The organism is Marinitoga piezophila KA3, assembly GCF_000255135.1.
Taxonomy (GTDB): Bacteria; Thermotogota; Thermotogae; order Petrotogales; family Petrotogaceae; genus Marinitoga; species Marinitoga piezophila.
In genome coordinates this window covers 358,664-376,963 of record NC_016751.1, presented here as the reverse complement: position 1 = coordinate 376,963, position 18,300 = coordinate 358,664, and the positions used below count along the sequence as shown (strand labels likewise).

At 30.4% G+C, this 18,300-nt stretch carries 19 protein-coding genes, 3 tRNA genes and 1 riboswitch; of the genes, 9 read left to right on the top strand and 13 right to left on the bottom strand.

The features are described from left to right. Positions 1 to 12 precede the first annotated feature (12 nt). From purF to MARPI_RS01855, 6 genes are read right to left on the bottom strand one after another with little or no spacing between them, the layout of a single operon-like run. The gene (purF, locus tag MARPI_RS01880) at positions 13 to 1,368 is read right to left on the bottom strand and encodes an amidophosphoribosyltransferase (RefSeq protein ID WP_014295899.1); all 1,356 of its coding nucleotides are present in this window, start codon (positions 1,366 to 1,368) and stop codon (positions 13 to 15) included. 2 nt (positions 1,369 to 1,370) lie between these two features. After that, positions 1,371 to 3,527, bottom strand: a complete 2,157-nt coding sequence (purL, locus tag MARPI_RS01875; RefSeq protein ID WP_014295898.1) for a phosphoribosylformylglycinamidine synthase subunit PurL — start codon at positions 3,525 to 3,527, stop codon at positions 1,371 to 1,373. Next, the gene (gene purQ / locus MARPI_RS01870) at positions 3,514 to 4,185 is read right to left on the bottom strand and encodes a phosphoribosylformylglycinamidine synthase subunit PurQ (RefSeq protein ID WP_148265185.1); all 672 of its coding nucleotides are present in this window, start codon (positions 4,183 to 4,185) and stop codon (positions 3,514 to 3,516) included. Before purQ ends, purL begins: the two co-directional genes overlap by 14 nt. Further along, positions 4,185 to 4,451 carry a phosphoribosylformylglycinamidine synthase subunit PurS gene (gene purS / locus MARPI_RS01865; protein WP_014295896.1) on the bottom strand — a complete coding sequence of 89 codons (267 nt, stop codon included), beginning with the start codon at positions 4,449 to 4,451 and terminating at the stop codon, positions 4,185 to 4,187. Before purS ends, purQ begins: the two co-directional genes overlap by 1 nt. Further along, the gene (gene purC, locus MARPI_RS01860; protein WP_041638732.1) at positions 4,448 to 5,149 is read right to left on the bottom strand and encodes a phosphoribosylaminoimidazolesuccinocarboxamide synthase; all 702 of its coding nucleotides are present in this window, start codon (positions 5,147 to 5,149) and stop codon (positions 4,448 to 4,450) included. Before purC ends, purS begins: the two co-directional genes overlap by 4 nt. A 2-nt stretch (positions 5,150 to 5,151) precedes the next feature. Next, complete coding sequence (locus MARPI_RS01855) at positions 5,152 to 5,562, bottom strand: 5-(carboxyamino)imidazole ribonucleotide mutase (protein ID WP_014295894.1); 411 nt, start codon at positions 5,560 to 5,562, stop codon at positions 5,152 to 5,154. 75 nt (positions 5,563 to 5,637) lie between these two features. After that, a riboswitch (purine riboswitch) is annotated at positions 5,638 to 5,739 on the bottom strand. A gap of 186 nt (positions 5,740 to 5,925) precedes the next feature. On the opposite strand from MARPI_RS01855, the gene MARPI_RS01850 reads away from it, so the two are divergent. The 9 genes from MARPI_RS01850 to pyrE all read left to right on the top strand — a co-directional run bounded on the left by MARPI_RS01850 (position 5,926) and on the right by pyrE (position 12,085). Then, positions 5,926 to 6,001: transfer RNA gene (locus MARPI_RS01850), tRNA-Glu, on the top strand. A 15-nt stretch (positions 6,002 to 6,016) separates the two neighbouring features. After that, positions 6,017 to 6,092: transfer RNA gene (locus MARPI_RS01845), tRNA-Val, on the top strand. Positions 6,093 to 6,104: 12 nt separating this feature from the next. Further along, positions 6,105 to 6,180: transfer RNA gene (locus tag MARPI_RS01840), tRNA-Phe, on the top strand. A gap of 199 nt (positions 6,181 to 6,379) precedes the next feature. Further along, positions 6,380 to 7,954, top strand: a complete 1,575-nt coding sequence (locus MARPI_RS01835) for a bifunctional aspartate carbamoyltransferase catalytic subunit/aspartate carbamoyltransferase regulatory subunit (protein ID WP_041638731.1) — start codon at positions 6,380 to 6,382, stop codon at positions 7,952 to 7,954. Between the two features lie 9 nt (positions 7,955 to 7,963). Beyond that, positions 7,964 to 9,172 carry a dihydroorotase gene (locus MARPI_RS01830; RefSeq protein ID WP_014295892.1) on the top strand — a complete coding sequence of 403 codons (1,209 nt, stop codon included), beginning with the start codon at positions 7,964 to 7,966 and terminating at the stop codon, positions 9,170 to 9,172. Further along, on the top strand, positions 9,162 to 9,866 hold the full coding sequence (locus MARPI_RS01825; RefSeq protein WP_014295891.1) for an iron-sulfur cluster-binding protein: 705 nt from the start codon (positions 9,162 to 9,164) through the stop codon (positions 9,864 to 9,866). Before MARPI_RS01830 ends, MARPI_RS01825 begins: the two co-directional genes overlap by 11 nt. Beyond that, positions 9,860 to 10,750, top strand: coding sequence for a dihydroorotate dehydrogenase (locus MARPI_RS01820; protein WP_014295890.1), 891 nt, complete (start codon positions 9,860 to 9,862; stop codon positions 10,748 to 10,750). Before MARPI_RS01825 ends, MARPI_RS01820 begins: the two co-directional genes overlap by 7 nt. Before the next feature lie 3 nt (positions 10,751 to 10,753). Next, a complete protein-coding gene (gene pyrF, locus MARPI_RS01815) occupies positions 10,754 to 11,512 on the top strand; it encodes an orotidine-5'-phosphate decarboxylase (RefSeq protein WP_014295889.1) in 759 nt (252 codons plus the stop codon). Between the two features lie 12 nt (positions 11,513 to 11,524). Next, complete coding sequence (gene pyrE, locus MARPI_RS01810) at positions 11,525 to 12,085, top strand: orotate phosphoribosyltransferase (protein ID WP_014295888.1); 561 nt, start codon at positions 11,525 to 11,527, stop codon at positions 12,083 to 12,085. 28 nt (positions 12,086 to 12,113) lie between these two features. Here pyrE and MARPI_RS01805 read toward each other — a convergent pair whose 3' ends face one another. The 7 genes from MARPI_RS01805 to rsmI form a co-directional block, all read right to left on the bottom strand. Beyond that, positions 12,114 to 13,037, bottom strand: coding sequence for a 1-phosphofructokinase family hexose kinase (locus MARPI_RS01805; RefSeq protein WP_014295887.1), 924 nt, complete (start codon positions 13,035 to 13,037; stop codon positions 12,114 to 12,116). A gap of 19 nt (positions 13,038 to 13,056) precedes the next feature. Further along, positions 13,057 to 13,959 carry an aldo/keto reductase gene (locus tag MARPI_RS01800; RefSeq protein WP_014295886.1) on the bottom strand — a complete coding sequence of 301 codons (903 nt, stop codon included), beginning with the start codon at positions 13,957 to 13,959 and terminating at the stop codon, positions 13,057 to 13,059. Positions 13,960 to 14,021: 62 nt separating this feature from the next. Continuing rightward, positions 14,022 to 15,155, bottom strand: a complete 1,134-nt coding sequence (locus tag MARPI_RS01795; RefSeq protein ID WP_014295885.1) for a glycosyltransferase family 2 protein — start codon at positions 15,153 to 15,155, stop codon at positions 14,022 to 14,024. A gap of 2 nt (positions 15,156 to 15,157) precedes the next feature. Beyond that, positions 15,158 to 15,931, bottom strand: coding sequence for a DUF2238 domain-containing protein (locus tag MARPI_RS01790; protein ID WP_014295884.1), 774 nt, complete (start codon positions 15,929 to 15,931; stop codon positions 15,158 to 15,160). Between the two features lie 22 nt (positions 15,932 to 15,953). Next, on the bottom strand, positions 15,954 to 16,208 hold the full coding sequence (locus tag MARPI_RS01785) for a hypothetical protein (protein WP_014295883.1): 255 nt from the start codon (positions 16,206 to 16,208) through the stop codon (positions 15,954 to 15,956). Beyond that, positions 16,195 to 17,613, bottom strand: coding sequence for an exodeoxyribonuclease VII large subunit (gene xseA / locus MARPI_RS01780; RefSeq protein WP_014295882.1), 1,419 nt, complete (start codon positions 17,611 to 17,613; stop codon positions 16,195 to 16,197). The genes MARPI_RS01785 and xseA overlap by 14 nt, the downstream gene beginning before the upstream one ends. Continuing rightward, complete coding sequence (rsmI, locus tag MARPI_RS01775) at positions 17,600 to 18,289, bottom strand: 16S rRNA (cytidine(1402)-2'-O)-methyltransferase (protein WP_014295881.1); 690 nt, start codon at positions 18,287 to 18,289, stop codon at positions 17,600 to 17,602. Before rsmI ends, xseA begins: the two co-directional genes overlap by 14 nt. Positions 18,290 to 18,300: the final 11 nt, after the last annotated feature.

The window sequence follows — 18,300 nt, the reverse complement described above, 5'->3', positions numbered from 1 at the left end:
CACCTCTCGCTTTTATTTCATGAAACAATGAAAACAATAGTTATTATATTCGTCTTTTAGTATTTTTTTAATTCCTTCAAGAGAGACATATCCAAGAGAGTCGGCATTAAAAGCTTTTTTCATTTCTTCTATGCTTTTATTTGCAGCAATTAATTCATCTTTTTCAGGAATATCCACTCCCCATTTACATATATTTACTACTTTTGGACTGGCTATTCTAACATGAACCTCTTTTGCTCCGGCTTTTTTTAGCATATCCACTATTTTTCTCATTGTTGTCCCTCTTACTATGGAATCATCAACAAGTATTATTCTTTTGCCTTTTATAACTCCTTCTATTGGAGGTAATTTTCTTCTTACACCTATTTCTCTATCGCTTTGATTTGGTGAAATAAAGGTTCTTCCAACATATCTATTTCTCATTAAACCAAGGTCTATGGGAATGCAACTCTCTTTTGAATATCCTAATGCAGCGGAAAGACCACTATCAAGTACCGGGACAACAATATCGGCTTCTACGGGATTTTCCTTTGCACACATTTTTCCAAGCTCTTCACGCATCATATGAACGTTTTTCCCAAAGAGATTGGAATCTGGTCTTGCAAAATATATATGTTCAAAGAAACAATATCTTTTTTCCTGTGAATTTACAGAAAATTTTTTAATTCCATTTAATGAAAACTCATATGCTTCACCAGGCTTTATTTCCTGGATATTTTTTTTATCTGGTCCCAGAAAATAAAATCCGCTATCTTCAGAAGATATGTATATTCCATTTTCGTCTGTATAGTAATATAAAGGCCTATATCCATATTTATCTCTTAATGCTATTATCTTATCTTTAAATAACAATAATAATGAATATGAAGGTGAGATGTTTTCAAATATTGTTTTTGCTATTTCTTCGAATGTCCATTCTGATATTTTTTTATTTAGTTTTTTTATTAGTATATGTAATATTAATTCAGTGTCCGTTTCTGTCAAAAATATTGTTCCCTGTTCTTCAAGTTCTTTTCTTAACTGTTCAGCGTTCTCAATTTGTCCATTATGTGCTATAGCAAAATGTTCATTTTTGAATCTAACGTGGAATGGTTGTGAATTTTGAATTTCAGAACGTCCTTTTGTGGAATATCTTACATGGCCTATAACCATATGGCTATTTAGTTTTTTCATTGTTCCATTATGGAATACATCCATTACCATTCCCATTTTTTTAAATACTTTTAATTCATCTTCTGTGACATATGCTATTCCTGCTGATTCCTGGCCGCGATGTTGAAGGGCTATTAACCCTTCAACAACATATGGCACAGCGTTATTATTGTTTTTTAATAATGTTCCGAAAATTCCGCATTCTTCCATTAACATATTTAGTCCTCCATATATTCCTTGATGGAATTGAAATATGCATCGTATAAATTTTTATAATATATCTGTCCAAATCCAAAGTCTATACCGTAATTCATAGGCATTACTTCACCAATAGCTTTATATGGTATTCCTGTTTTCTTCATAAATGTTTCAAAGAGTTCTGTTTTTTCCGGAGAAACGGAAATAATAAATCTTGATTGATTTTCACCAAAGAGTTCTTCAAGTGAATTGCCAATATTACCTTTAAATCCTTTTTTGCCATTTAACGCAGATTCTATTATTGCAATTGCAAGACCGCCTTTTGAAACATCATGAACAGAATTTACAAGATGATTTTTGATTAATTCAAGCACTGTGTTTTGTAAATTTAATTCAAATTCTGAGTTTATTGTATCCAATTCTCCTCCTATAAAATCAAAAAGGATTTTTAAGTAAAGACTTCCACCAAGCTTATTTTTATCTAATTCAGTTTTTCCAATTAAATATACTTTATCTGAGGCCATTTTAAATTGCATATCCATAATATGATTTAAGTCAGCTTCACCAACCATGCCAATTACAGGTGTTGGTAATATGGCTTTTTCACCTGATTCATTATAAAAGCTAACATTTCCTCCGGTAACAGGAACAGATAATTCCTTACATGCCTGTGTAATACCTTCTATACTCTGTTCAAATTGCCACATTACCATGTCATTTTCAGGATTTCCAAAATTCATATTATCTGTTACACCGAGAGGTTTTACACCCGTAGCAACAAGATTTCTTGCTGCTTCATATACAACATTTCTGCTTCCTTCGAATGGATTAATATATGTGTATAATCCGTTGCCATCTATGGTTACACCAATACCTTTATTTGTTTCTTTAATCCAGAGTATAGAAGCATCGGCTTTGCCAGGAATTATTACAGTGTTTGTTCCTACTTTATAATCATATTGTTCGAAAATCCAGGATTTATTGGCAATATTAGGATCTTTTAATATTTTAAATAAGGCGTTTTTTAAAGGTATATCGCTTTTTGGAATTTCTTTCTTTAGTTCTTGGATATATGAAGGTGTTGATGTTTTTCTGTAAAAGGAGGGGGCATCGACAAGAGCATTTATAGGCATATCTGACATTAATTTGCCATTCATGTATATTTTCATATTTTTACCTTCAATTGTTTTGCCTATAACTGCATAATCAAGGAAGTATTTTTTTGCAATTTCGGCTAATTTTTCTTCAACTCCTGGTTCTACAAGAAATAACATTCTTTCCTGAGACTCAGATAATAATATTTCCCATGCTGACATTCCTTCTTCTCTTAAAGGTACTTTATCAAGGTGTAATTCGCAGCCGAATCCGCCTTTAAAAGACATTTCTGATGAAGAGCTCAATATTCCAGCAGCTCCCATATCCTGACATGCAAGAACACCAGGAATATCAAGTATTTCAAGTGTTGCTTCAATGAGATTTTTTTCTGAGAATGGGTCTCCAACCTGTACTGAAGGCCTTTCGTCCTTTCCAGATAATTCTTTTGAAGCAAATGAAGCACCATGTATTCCATCTCTTCCTGTTTTAGAACCAATATACACATATAATTTTTCTGCAGCAGGAGCTTTGGAAGAGGCTATTTTATCCTTTTCCACAAGCCCCACGCACATTACGTTTACAAGTGGATTTGTCTGGTAATTATCGTCGAAATAGGTTTCACCAGCAACTGTTGGAACGCCTATGGAATTTCCATACCCGCTAATTCCTGATACAACACCTTCGAATATATTTTTTGCTTTTGGATCTTTAATGTCTCCAAATCTTAAAGAGTCAAGCAAAGCAATAGGACGTGCTCCCATTGCGAGTACATCCCTGACAATTCCACCAATACCAGTTGCAGCACCCTGATATGGTTCAACTGCACTTGGATGGTTATGGCTTTCAACTTTAAACACAACAGCATAATCGTCTATTAATACATAACCTGCATTCTCATTTTCTATATTTTTTGGAAGTTTTTTTAATAATTCTTTTGAATGTTTGTATCCACAATGTTCAGACCATTGAGCGGAGAACATGTATGTTTCAACTTCATTTGGCTCTCTATTAAGCAATTCTTTTATTCTGTCATATTCAAAATCCTTTAATCCCAATTCAAGATATAATTTATTTTTTTCCATCTTCTATAGACCTCCTGATAGATAACAATATTTCAAGTCCATCACCATTTCCAAGTGTTCTTACAGAATTTCTTTCAGGGTGTGGCATCATTCCAAGCACAGCAAAATTTTCATTATAAACTCCTGCAATATTTCCAACAGAACCATTTGGATTTTCCACATATTCAAAGGCTATTCTGTGTTCTTGTTTTAACTTTATGTATTCTGATTCGCTTATATAATAATTTCCTTCAGCATGAGCAATTGGTATTCTTAAAACTTCTTTTGAAACGAATTTTGTAAATGAACATGTTTTGTTAATTACCTTTACATCTACATCTTTACATATAAACTTTAATGATGTGTTTTTAGTTAAAGCACCTGGTAATATTCCAGATTCAGTTAATATCTGAAATCCATTGCATATTCCAAGAACAAATCCCTGTTTTTTTGAAACGTATTTTTCTATTTCATTCATTACAGGAGAAAACTTTGCTAAAGCTCCTGCTCTTAAATAATCTCCATATGAAAATCCACCTGGAATAAATATTAAATCGTATTTTCCAATTTCTTTAAAATCATGCCATACATATTCTGTATTAAATCCAGCTTTTCTTAATGCAAACTCCGCATCTCTATCACAATTAGATCCTGGAAATACTATTATTCCTGCATTTATCATTTTTCTAACTCCCTTGTTTCGAGTAATTTTAATTCATAATTTTCCAAAACTGGATTGATTAAAGAGTTATATGTTATTTCTTCGGCGATTTTTTTAGCATCTTCTTCATTCTCGGCTTCAAGATCAAAAGTAATTAATTTACCAAATCTTACATTATCGATTTTATAATTCAATCTTTTCAATACTTTTTGAGTAGCTGCACCTTGAGGGTCTAAAATTCCGTTTTTTAATGTAATTAAAGCTTCAAATCTATATATTTTCATATGTCAATCCTCCTTAAAAATTCTGTGTATTTGTCAATTAAATCACCTTTTTCTTCTCTATATACATCTTTATCAAGTGAATCCATTGTATCTTTATCCCAGAATCTACAAGTATCAGGAGAAATTTCATCGGCTAATAATATTTTATCATTGTATTTTCCAAATTCCAGCTTATAGTCAACAAGTATTATATTTTTTTCTGTAAGGAATTTTGAAAGTATTTCGTTTATTTTTAAAGCATATTCTTTAAGTTTTTCAAGAACGTCTTTTTCCACAAGGTTTAAGGATAAAATGACATTTTCACATATCATGGGATCACCTAAAGAGTCGTCTTTTAATGAAAATTCAACTATAGGATTTTCCAGTTTTATTCCTTTTTCTACTCCATACCTTTTGCAAAAACTACCCGCGGTATAATTTCTTACAATAACTTCAAGAGGAATAATTTCAACCTTTTTAGCGATAAAAGAATTTTCATCTAAATCTTTTACGAATTGTGTTGGAATTCCCTCTTTTTCTACCAGTTCAAAGAAAAATGTTGTTATCTTTTTGTTGATTTTTCCCTTCCCGGAAATAGAATCTTTTTTTATGCCATTAAAAGCAGTTACATCATCTTTGAAATATATAATAACTTCTTCATCGTTATATTTGAATATTTTTTTTGCTTTTCCTTCATATAACATTTCAAATTTTTCTATATTCATTTTTTCCCCTCCAGATCCAGAATTCTTTTTGCAAAATATGCAGCGTTTTTCATTCCGTGATTTCCAATTCCCATTGTTCCTACTGGAACACCTTTGGGCATTTGAACTATGGAAAGTAAAGCATCAACACCATTAAGAGGTCCAACAGCATTTGGTACACCTATTACGGGAAGAGTAGTTAATGAAGCAACAACGCCTGGGAGAGCAGCGGCAAGACCGGCAACGGCTATGATAACTTTAAACTCGGAGGAGAGAGTAGAGAGGAATTCTGTTAATTCTTTGAGGTTTCTGTGGGCACTGTAAATTTTAAATTCGTGCTCTATGCCCCATTCATCAAATAAATCAAGAGCCTGTTTTACAAAAGTTTCATCGGATTTACTACCAGCAATAATTAAAACTTTTGACATAATAGACCTCCTTTTAAAAATCTTAATAAAAACAAAAAACGCCTCTCAGGAAGAGAGGCGTGATTCTATACAATAATCCCACACCCCTCTTCCTGTAGTCAGACAGTTTACGGCTGCCTGGTAGAGACTCCCGAGCCATATTCCCGGGATTATACAGGAAGAGGAAAAACATTTTTTATTAACTTATATAAATTTAAATATCCTTACACCGGCATTCTATCAAAAAAAATATGAAAATGGAATAACCAAATAATTAAAATAACGTGAATTCAACAATAACAAATTTTTACATAAATTCAATATTTGCTTCCTTGAATTTTAAAGAAAAATCTGGTAATATATAACTCGGTTGTGAAAGAGATTGCCCCCATCGTCTAGCGGCCTAGGACATTGGCCTTTCACGCCAAAGACACGGGTTCAAATCCCGTTGGGGGCGCCAGATAAAAACATGAGTGGGTGCTTAGCTCAGCTGGGAGAGCGTCTGCCTTACAAGCAGAAGGTCGTAGGTTCGATCCCTGCAGCACCCACCATTTTTAAATAGTGGCCAGGTAGCTCAGTTGGTAGAGCACTGGACTGAAAATCCAGGTGTCGACAGTTCGATTCTGTCCCTGGCCACCAAAAAATCCCCGAACTTAGTTCGGGGATTTTTTTATTTTAAAGTTATTAAACTCATTATTTAGTAGTGTTTGAAATAATTTTTGATACTAATATATTATTTTTTAACATTAAAGTTACTTTGTTTTAATTGATTTTTTCTGAAAAATTCTGTATGATTTTCAGGAAAAAATTTTTTCCTGGAGGTGGATGTATGGAAAACGTGAAACACGATTTTCTTGGAAGAACACTTGCGGTTATTAACGATCTTTCTATTCAGGAACAACTTTTCCTTTATGAAAAAACAAAACAATTAAAGAAAAAATGGCTTGAGAAACAGGATTTATCCGAATTTATGATTAATAAGAATGTTGGTATTTATATTGTTTTTATAGAACCAAGTACCCGCACTAAAGAATCCTTCATTAATGCTGCAAAATTCCACAAAAAAGCTAAAGTTACTATCTTTGATTCCAATCATTCCTCGTTTAATAAGAAAGAAAGCTATTTAGATACATTTAATATGCTAACCGGTTACAGTGATTATTCCATTTTTGTGATACGTTCTAAACTTGAAGGAACATGTAGATATTTAGAACAATCTGTTTCAAAATTTGCACTTAGAAATGGCCTTCCTATTCCTTCTTTTATTAATGCCGGTGATGGAAAACACGAACACCCCACTCAAGAACTCCTCGACGAATTTACCTTCCTTGAACAAAATAACTTCGATAACTCCTTTATTCATATTGCGCTTGTTGGCGATCTTCTCCATGGTAGAACAGTACACTCCAAGGTTAATGGATTAAAAATCTTCAAAAATGTTAAGGTTGACCTTATTGCTCCGCAGGAAATTTCTATGCCTTCACATTATATTTCCCAGATGAAAGAAAATGGTTTTGAAGTAAGAATATTTGAGTCTATAGATTCGTATTTAAAATATGGTGACGTTGCAAATATATGGTATTTTACACGTTTGCAATTAGAAAGAATGGGTGAAGATATTTTAGAAAAAGAGCATATTTTAAGAAAAGCAGTTACTTTCCAGAAATCCTACCTTGAAAAAATTCCTGATAATATTAAGTTTTATCATCCTCTTCCAAGACATAAACTTTATCCTACTATTCCAACATTTTTAGATGATTTGCCATTAAATGGTTGGGAAAGACAGGCAATTAACGGATACTGGACACGAATAATTTTATTGTCAATGTTTGGTGGAGCATTGAAAGCAGATTTTGATACTTCGAAAAGCGTAAAAGAAATAAAGGAGGATTTTGTTGTGAAAGCTCCTATTGTTGATGGAACGCATGGAGTGCAAAAGGAAGGGAAAAGAGGAATTAAACCTATAGAAAATGGAACTGTAATAGATCATATTGCTAAGGGTAAAACGGAAGAAGAAATTTATCATATGATTATGAAGATTAGAAAAATATTGAAGTTATATGATGTAGATAGTGCAGATGGAATTTTTAAGTCAAAGGATGGTGTGTTTAAGGGATATATTAGTTTGCCGGATAGATATTTAACTAAAAAGGAAATTAAAAAGTTATCAGCTATCTCACCAAATGTGACAGTTAATATTATAAAAAATGCTCGAGTAACTGAAAAATATAGAATTACACTTCCGCCAAGAGTATATGGTTTTGAAGAATTGAGATGTAAAAATGAAAATTGTATTTCACATCCAAATAATGGTGAAGGAATAAAAGGATCGTTTATAAAAAATAAGGAAGGTAAATTGGTATGTGAATTCTGTGAAACACCTCATACATTTGAAGAAATCTGGAATGTTTAGGTGGTTGATGTGAGAGTTTTAATTAAAAATGGGGATATTATTTCACATTCAACATCAGGGAAAAAGGATATTTTAATTGAAGATAATATTATTGTTGATATAGCGAAAAATATTAAAGATGATGTTGATAAAATAATTGATGCAGAAGGATTAACTATTATTCCGGGGATTATAGATATGCATGTTCATTTAAGAGAACCTGGATTTGAATATAAAGAGACAATAGAAAGCGGCCTTAAGGCCGCTGTTCATGGAGGAGTAACTACTGTTGGAGTAATGCCAAATACTTCTCCGGCAATGGATTCATTAACAACGCTTCAATTTGTTGTAGAAAAAAGCAAAAGAGTAAATCTTGCAAAGGTTATGCCTATAAGCGCAATTACTAAGGAAAGAAAAGGAAAAGATCTTGTTAATATTGAAGAACATATAAAAAATGGATTTAAATTCTTTTCAGATGATGGCTCCCCGGTTTATGATTCAGAAATAATGTTTAAAGCATTAAAAGAAACAAAAAAATATGATGGAATAGTTATTGACCATTGTGAAGATAGTAGATTTGGAAATACACCCTTATTTGAATCGTTAAATATAGCAAGAAATATAGAGATAGCAAAGTATTTAGATGCACATATACATATAGCCCATATTTCAACTAAGAATTCAATAGATTTATTAAAATACGCAAAAAGCAATAAAATAAAGGCAACATGCGAAATTACATTTCATCATTTATTACTCGAAAATCACGGGAAAAGTAATCCAATATACAAAATAAATCCGCCATTGCCGGATAAAAATACACAAAAATACTTAATAGATAATTTTGAATATATAGATATTATAATTAGCGATCATGCACCACATTCAATGGAAGAAAAATCAAGGGATTATAATCAGGCGCCACCAGGAATATCCGGGCTTGATATATTTTTTCCGGCAATTTATACAGTATCCAGAAAATACAATATTCCATTGTCAGATATTGTAGAAAAGGTTACATATAATCCTGCGAAGATTTTTAATTTAGAGAAGGTAGGAGATATAAAAACTGGATATTTTGCAGATATAACTATTGTAGATTTGAATTCAAAATGGGATGGAAAAATATATTCAAAAGGAAAAAATATGCCGTATAAGGAATTGGAAGGTAAAGTAGTAATGACTATTGTAAATGGTGAAATAAAATACGATGAAAGGATGAATGAAAATGAAATGTAAGGTTATAGGAAAAGAGAATACAGAGAATTATTTGTTTCTTTCAGTAGAAACATCTGAAATAATAAATGTTTTACCAGGTCAGTTTTTTATGGTAAAAACAGAGGATTATGATTTTCCAAAACCATTTTCAGTTATTTTTCAAAAAGGAAAGGTAATAGAATTTTTAATTGCTGTAGTTGGAGATTTAACAGGAAGATTAAAAAAATTGAAGATAGGAGATTTTATTGATATTAGAGGGCCTTATGGAAAGTCATTTATAGAAACTATAGATAAAAATAAAAAATATATTCTCATAGGCGGAGATTGTGGTTCAGCACCTCTTATGCATTTTAAAAATGAATATCCTGAGCTTGTGGAAAATGAATATTATGGTTTTAGAACAAATGAGATAAAAAGTATTTTGGATACGGATAAATTACATATTGACGAGGAAGAAGGAATTTCAGTTATTGAAAGAATAAAAAGAGAAAATCCATCAAAGAATACAGGATTTCTTGTGTGTGGAAGTTTAAATATGATAAAAGCAGTAAAAAATGAATTTAAAGGATATAAGGTTTATGCATCATTAGAAGCAAGAATGGGATGTGGCGTCGGAATGTGTAAAGGATGTCCTATAAAGACTAAAGATGGAATTAAGATGATTTGTAAAGATGGTCCCGTTTTTGATTTAAGTGAGGTGGATTTAGAATGGTAAATATATGTGGGATAGAATTTAAAAATCCTATAATAATAGCTTCCGGTCCCGGGGGAAATGGTCAGGAATTGGCAAAATATATAGATTTAAATAAATTAGGAGGTTTTACAGCAAAAACGGTTACACCAGATGAAAAAGAAGGAAATCCACCACCACGTATTGTAAATGTAAAGGCTGGTATATTAAATTCTATAGGTTTGCAAAATCCTGGAATAGATAAATTTATAGAAGATGATTTGAATTTTCTTGATTCACTGGATACAAATGTGATTTTAAGTATAGGTGGTGACAAAAAAGAAGATTATTTGAATCTAATAGAAAGATTAAACGATAGTAAAGCAGTTATATTTGAATTAAACCTTTCATGTCCAAATGTAGGTAAAAATGGAATTCCACTTGGAATTGATAAAGAAGGTATTTATTCGCTTGTAAAAGAAGCAAAGAAGATATCCAAAAAACCTATATTTATAAAACTTGGTGTGGAAACATTTCTTGAAGATCTTGTTGAAAGTGCTGTAAAAGGTGGAGTTGATGGAGTAACGCTTATTAATTCACCCAAAGGTCTTAAAATAGATATAAATACCGGAAAACCAATATTAAAAAGAGCAGTTGGTGGCTTTAGCGGACCGGCTATAAAACCTATAGCACTTGCAACTGTGTATAGAATAAGAAAAGTCTTTAGAGATTTGCCAATTATAGGAATGGGTGGTGTATTTACTTTTGAAGATGCAATAGAGTTTATAATGGCCGGGGCAAATCTTGTTGGAATTGGAGCAGGAGTTATGTCTGATCCAGAACGACCAATAAATATTATAAAAGAATTAGAAGAATATTTTAAAGTACATGACTATCAAAAAATATTTAACTGCGCATTGGAGGGATAATAGATGCTTGAAAAATATTTGAAAAGAAGAGAAAGTAAAAAATCCGTTTTGTTTGCGGGATTGGATAGTGATTTTGAAAAAATAGATGGAGATGTTCTGGATTTTAATAAAAAGATTATTGATGAAACTTCTGATATTGTATGTGGTTATAAATTAAATATAGCTTTTTATGAGAAGATGGGACATAAAGGTATTGAAATACTGGAAAAAACAATTGAATATATAAAACAGGATGAGAGTATTCCAATAATTCTCGATGCTAAAAGAAGTGATATAGGAAATACAGCAGCAGCTTATGCATATTATTACTTTAATGTATTAAAAGTTGATTCATTGACGGTAAATCCTCTAATGGGATTTGATACAATGCTTCCATACCTCGAATATCAAAATGCACATCTATTTGCATTGGCATTAACAACAAACAAAGGGGCTTATGATTTTGAAATTCCGGAAAAATTATATTTGAAAATAACAAAGATGATGAATGAAAAGAATAAGGAATATAAAAATAAAATTGGAATTGTAGTGGGAGCTACAAATAGTGAATTTATTGATGAAATAGTTGAAAATTCAGAAGACATGCTTTTTTTAATACCGGGAATCGGAGCACAGCAGGGAAATGTAGAGAAATTATTCAGAAATCTTAAAGGATATAAGAATATTGTAATAAATGTTTCAAGGGGTATTATATTCAATGAAAATCCACGTGAAAAGGCTAAGGAATACAATGAATTAATTTCAAAATACTATAATTTCTAAGGGGGTTAAAAAATGGAAATAATGGAGATATTGAAAAAGACAAATGCAATATTAAATGGACATTTTTTATTATCCTCAGGGTTGCATTCAGATACATATATTCAATGTGCTCAGGCTTTAAAATATCCAGAATATGCAGAGATGCTTGGAAAAGCTTTGTCAGAAAAATTTAATGAGAAACCTGATTATGTTGTTTCTCCTGCGCTTGGAGGATTGATTATTGGATATGAAGTTGCAAGAGGACTTAAAACACCGTTTTTATTTACCGAAAGAAATAAGGAAGGAGTTATGGAGCTTAGAAGAAACTTTTTTATTGAAGAGAATGCAAAGGTTATTATTATAGAGGATGTAATTACAACAGGGAAATCCACATTGGAGGTTGTAAAGGCTCTTGAAAAGTATAAGCCGCAGATTATTGGCATTGGTTGTATTGTAAATAGAAGCAAGAAAAAAGATCTTAATAATATTAAAATTCAATCATTGGTAGAAATTGATGCAAAAACATATGAACCAGACAATTGCCCCTTATGTAAAGAGAATATTCCAGCAGTAAAACCTGGAAGTAGAAAATAATAAAACAGAGGCGATATGCCTCTGTTTTTTATAACATTTCAATTTTTATTTGTGGAAGTAGCTTTAAGACATCTTCTTTTTTGCATAATTCTGTTCCTGGAGTTAATACAGCAGCATTTCCTGCAGCATTTGCCCATCTAAATCCTTCTTCAATTCCTTCGTTTTTTTTCAATATATATCCAGCTAAGAATGAATCACCGGCTCCAACTGCACTTTTTACTTCTAAATCAACAGGATAAGCATACATAGCCATATCCCAATTAGCATAAACACTTCCATATTTTCCCATTGATACAAGTATTTCATCTAAATGATATTTTTCAAGAACATATCGTGCTTCTCTGGCAATTTCATATTTATCATCTTCAGGGACATCTTTTCCCAATAAACGGGATAATTCATGAGTATTCGGCTTAATACAATCTGGTTCAGCATCAAGACCAGCAATTAAATTTTTTCCATCAGCATCAAAGAAAACTTCTGCTCCCCATTGTTTTAATGAAAAGATAAGACCAGTATAATAATCAGGATCAACACCTTTTGGTAAACTTCCTGATATAGCAACAGTATCTCCTTCTCTTACCAGCAATTGTAAGATGTCAAAAACTTTTTGAAGTTTTTCTCTTTTAACATGTTCTCCAGGCATACTCATTCTGTATTGAGTTTCTTCTTCAAGGATTATATTCATACGTGTTTCATGGGATATTCTAACTGAAGAATATATTACACCTTCCTGGTCAAGCATTTCTTCTATTTTTCGACCGTTATCCCCACCTAATAATGCAACAGCTACTGAAACACCGCCTAATTCTTTTATTACTCTTGAAACGTCTATCCCCTTTCCTGCTGGATAATCTTTTATTTTTTTTGCTCTTATTGTGTCATCGGGTATAAGCTTGTCAATATAAATATACCTGTCTAAACTTGGATTCATTGTTAATGTAAAAATCATTGTTCTCCCCCCCAATATATTAAGGAACTTTATATCCTAATGAAGCTTCATAAATCATAAACCATTGTTCGCGGGTTAAGGTTATTTCCAGAGCTTCTACAGCATTTTTGATTCTTTCAATTTTCCCACTTCCAACAATTGGTAAAATACCAACAGGATGGTTTAATAACCATGCATATACTATTTTTTCAATTTCTGAAATTCCAAAATCTTTTGCCACTTCTTTTAAAGCTTTTTTGATTCTTTCTCCCCTATCATCATCAGGGTCAAATAATTTACCGCCAGATAATGGAGACCATGCCATTGGATTAATTCTTTTTTCAAGTAAAAAATATATATTTTCATTGAAAAAGTGTTCTAGATTATAAGGTGAAATTTCTATTTGATTTGTTATTAAAGGAAAACTTAAACGCGATTGCAAAGTTTTAAACTGTTGTATTGTAAAATTAGAAACACCAAAATATAATACTTTTCCTGATTTTTTTAGTTCATAAAAGGCTTCAGCGATTTCATCTGGATTCATAAACGGATCGGGTCTATGAATTAAAAGTAAATCAAGATAATCGGTATGAAGATTTTTTAAAGATTTTTCTACAGATTCTATTATATGTTCTTTACTCGTGTTATAGTGTTTTACACGCCTATCTGGAAATTTATCCGATTTTCTTATTATTCCACATTTTGAAATAAGTTGCATTTTTTTTCGAATTTCGGGATTTCTTTCTAATAACCTTCCAAATATTTCTTCGCATTCTCCATTTCCATATATATCAGCATGGTCAAATGTGGTAATACCAAGATCCATGACTTTTTCTATAAAATATTCAAATTCATCTATTGTGTATCCCCAGGTGTTTAATCTCATCATTCCATGTATTATTCTTGAAAGATGTAATCCGCTGTTAGATAAGTTTACAACCATAATCCCCCTCCATATTGATTTTATAATAATATAGGTTATTATTATTATACCATATTAGAGAGTTACTTTACCTCATCTCTATTAACTTTGTACCATATTCTTTCTTTTTTAAATAATGAAATAAATGAATTGAATACAATAATATATTCAAAAATAATCATAAAAGGTATTGTGATTAATGAATTAAAAATAATTCCAGGAAGTTTAATTTTTTTGTTTAAGAAAACAGAGGCTAATAGAGTTCCCCAGATTATTGTAAAGTAGTATAATAAAATATTTTTTGTGAGTAATGGATATTTAAAGGATATAGCAACAGCAAAAATTGGAATAAAAAGCATTATAATAACGAAAGCATTTAATATAAATACATCAAACCTTTTATTAACAGATGCTTTAAAAAATTCTTCTAATCCTCCAATATACCATCTTTTATGTTGAAAAAATAAATCTTTTAAAGAAGTTGCGTATTGAATTTCTGTTTTTGGTTCAATGATAAAAAACTGTGTAATACCTATTTCATTTAATTTTATTGCCATGTGTACGTCATCAACAAGGGTATTTACATCTATTGGCATAATTTTTTTAAGAATATCTTTTTTAATAAATACACCGTTTCCCATAAAAACAGCTTTTGAAAATATATTTGAATATAAAATATTTCTACTAAATTCAAAATAGATTTCCTGATAATCAAAGATTAATTTTTTATGGTAATTATAAGCTTCAAAGTCTACATATATCATTTCTGTATTTTTATTGGCAAAGTATCTTATATGTTTTTCAAGATAATCATCTGGAAGAATAGCATCAGCATCTAAGAATAATATAACATCCCCTGAAGCATATTCAAAGGCCTCATTTAATGATTGTGGTTTTCCCTGTTTTCCCTTTTTTTTAAAAACTTTGAGATTTGAAAATTTGTTTTCTAAATCTTTTAATATTTTATAAGTATTGTCTTTTGAATTGTCATCAATTACAATTATTTCGTAATTTTTATATGAATTCTTTTCAATACTTAGAATACTTTTTTCTATAACCTTTTCTTCGTTATAAGTTGGTATGATTATAGTGATTTTAGGATGTTGTATATCCTTTAAATCTTTCATTTTAAACATTGTTCTATATAAATTTATATATTTACCCAGCAACTGGAACATCATGGATAAAATAAGTGAATATAATATTATTTGCAACATTTTCATCCCTCGTTTAATTGGTTTTTATCAATGAATTTTCTTAATGCCAATCCAATTTTTTCAAGTAAAGAATACATATCTCTATTTTTATTTAATCGTTTTAATATGGTCCAGAATAACCATATGCCTACAATAATACCTATTGAATCGTATATTAAGTCCATCATTGTATCAAATAAGCTTCCTTCCTGAGCTAAACGATAACCGGGATATCCTGCAAAGATTAAATCAGAAGTAAATTCAAATATTTCCCAAATTGTTCCCATGCTTAATGCAACTGAAAAGGTATAAAAGTTGACTTTTAAAATAAGAGTAGGGATTTTTTGTCTTGAAAAAGTTAGTTCAAGAGATAATATCAACGGGAAAATAATTAATGCCAGCCATATTCCTCCCGTTAAATGCAAAATATCATCAAAAGCATCATATTTGTCGTAAAAATCAAGGAAAAGTCCAAAAAAACTATGTAGAGCTATTTGAATTATGGTAAAAGTTTTAATTTCTTCAAAAATAACAAAATTTGTCATCCATTCAAAAGCCCATACAAAATAAACTCCTAATGCGTATATTGTATATCCAATAAAATATGGGAGATTAAAATTGTAAATTGAACCAATGATGGGAATTATATTTATAAGAGAAAAGAATAAGTTAAAATGATGAATTATTTTATAATACTTTTTATTTGGTGAAAATAAAGCTTCTCGTATTTCTGGTTCTTTAAAGAGAAATTTTGAAACTTCATAACTTTCTTTTTTTATATATTCAACTACTTTCAACAGGACGCCTCCTTAATTGAAATCAATCAAAATTTTTTTTAATTTCTTCGAAAGCTTTATCTATTTTTTCTTTTTCTTCTTTTGCAAGAATTAGTTTTTCTCTTGCTATTATAAGAAGGTCAAGACTTTTTTTGTATATTTCCAAAGCATATTCCACATCAAGATCATTGTTATGTTGAAAAGTATATGAAATCATTTCAAGCATAGACAAAATATCTTTAAAGGTCATTTTTTTAATATCACTTTTCTTTAAGGATAAAATTTCATCTATTGTCATTTTTTTCTCCTCCAATATTGTTATAATAATTTATACTTTCTATTTTCCCTTTGGCTTCACCATCTTTGAATTTGATTTCTACAGGATCTATTTTTAAATTTTTTATGGTATTGACAATTTCTCCATTTTGAATGACAATTGCACCGTTGCTTAAAAATGCACTAAATGGGCTATTTTGAGTTATTTTGATATATAATTCATCAATGCGTTGAAAGGACATATTTAATTTATTTTCCATATTTTTTTGAATAAGATTTTTTTCATTATTAATTACAGAAGAAAAGTTTATCAGTTTATTATTAATATGATTTGAAATTAAGTTTATAAAATCTAATCTGGAATTAAGTGCTTTCTCATTCATTTCAAAGAATTTGTTTATGTTATTGATTTTATTCGACATTTCCTTTAAGTAATTTTCTTGATTTTTTGTGATGTTATTAAAATAAATGGATAGATTTTCAGATAAGTTTTTTAGCTTAATTTCTGTTGTTGTAAAATTAGAGTTTATTTCATATATAATATTCTGAAATTTTTCATGTAATGTTTGGTGAAAGAACTCAATTTGATTATTAATAGCCCTTGCAACTTCGGTTGGAGTTGAAAATCTTATATATGAAACAAAATCAAGAATTGTGGTATCCTGTTCGTGCCCTATACCAGTAACAATTGGAATTTTGTTATTTGAAAAATAAGCTATATGTTGAGCCAGATTAAAATCATCAAAATACATTAAATCAGCCTGAGAACCGCCACCTCTTATAATAACTACTAAATCATAATCTATTTTTGATTTTAAAATATTTTTTAAAGCACTTATTATCCCTACAGGAACTTCTACCCCCTGCATGGGTGATGGATAAAGATGGATTAATGGTGGATATTTTGTTTTGTTTATATTTTTTACAAAATCTCCATAACCAGCTGCAGTTTCTGAAGAAATTACAGCTATTTTTTTTATTGGAGGTAACATTTCCAAAGTATTATTTGCTGTTCTTAAAAGACCTTCCAATTTAAGCTTATTTAAAATGACTCTTCTACGTTTTTCAAGTTTGGATTCACCTACTGGTGAAAGAGATTTTAAAGTAATAGCAATATTTGAAGATGATGGCCAAAAAGATAATCTTCCAACAATTTTCCAGCTTTTATTTTCTAAATCAGAAACATCTTTTAATTCTAAATTTTCAAGTAAAGTTTTTACATAATAACGTGAAAGGAATATGTTTATTTTGTATGTTTTACCAGTTCCTAAACGCTGAGACACCTCAATGAATAAATCTTTTGAGGTACTTAATTTAGCTCTTGATATATCTCCTATAAAAGTAATAGAATCAGAAAATAATTCAGTTGTTTTTAATTCTGAACTTACCCAATCTATTAAAGAAATTAAATCTTTAAACTGTTTCATTATTGCTATCTCTCCCGGATAAAACTACAGTAATTTCACCACGAACCTTATTTTCAGAAAAATGAGCCAATGCTTCGCTTACCTTTCCTCTAAATAATTCCTGATGTATTTTCGTCATTTCACGAGCTATAAAAATATCCCTATCGCCAATAATTTCCAGAATTTCTTTTAATGTATTGACAAGACGTTGTGGGGATTCGAAAAATACGAAAAGTATATCGATATCCTTTATATTTCTTAAAACTCTTCTTTTATTTTTTCCTCTTGGTAAAAAGCCATAAAACATATATTTAGATCCAGGGAATCCACTTAAAGCAATTGCAGCAGAAGGAGCATTTGGACCCGGAATAATGTCAATTTCTATTCCTTCCTCCCAGCATTTATTAATCAATTGGTATCCCGGATCAGAAATAACAGGCATACCAGCGTCGCTAACAAGAGAACAAATGTTTTTTTGCTTTACAATATCAAGAGCTTTTTTAAGTACTTTGTTTGCATTATATTCGCTAAAAGTAAATAATTCTTTTTTTCCAATTTCAAGACTATTTAGTAATTTTACGGTAACTCTCTTGTCTTCAACGAAAATAACGTCGGATTCTTTTAGAGTTTCAACAGCTCTTAAAGATATATCCTTCAAATTTCCAATTGGTGTTCCAATTATGTATAATTTTCCCATAAATTCACCTC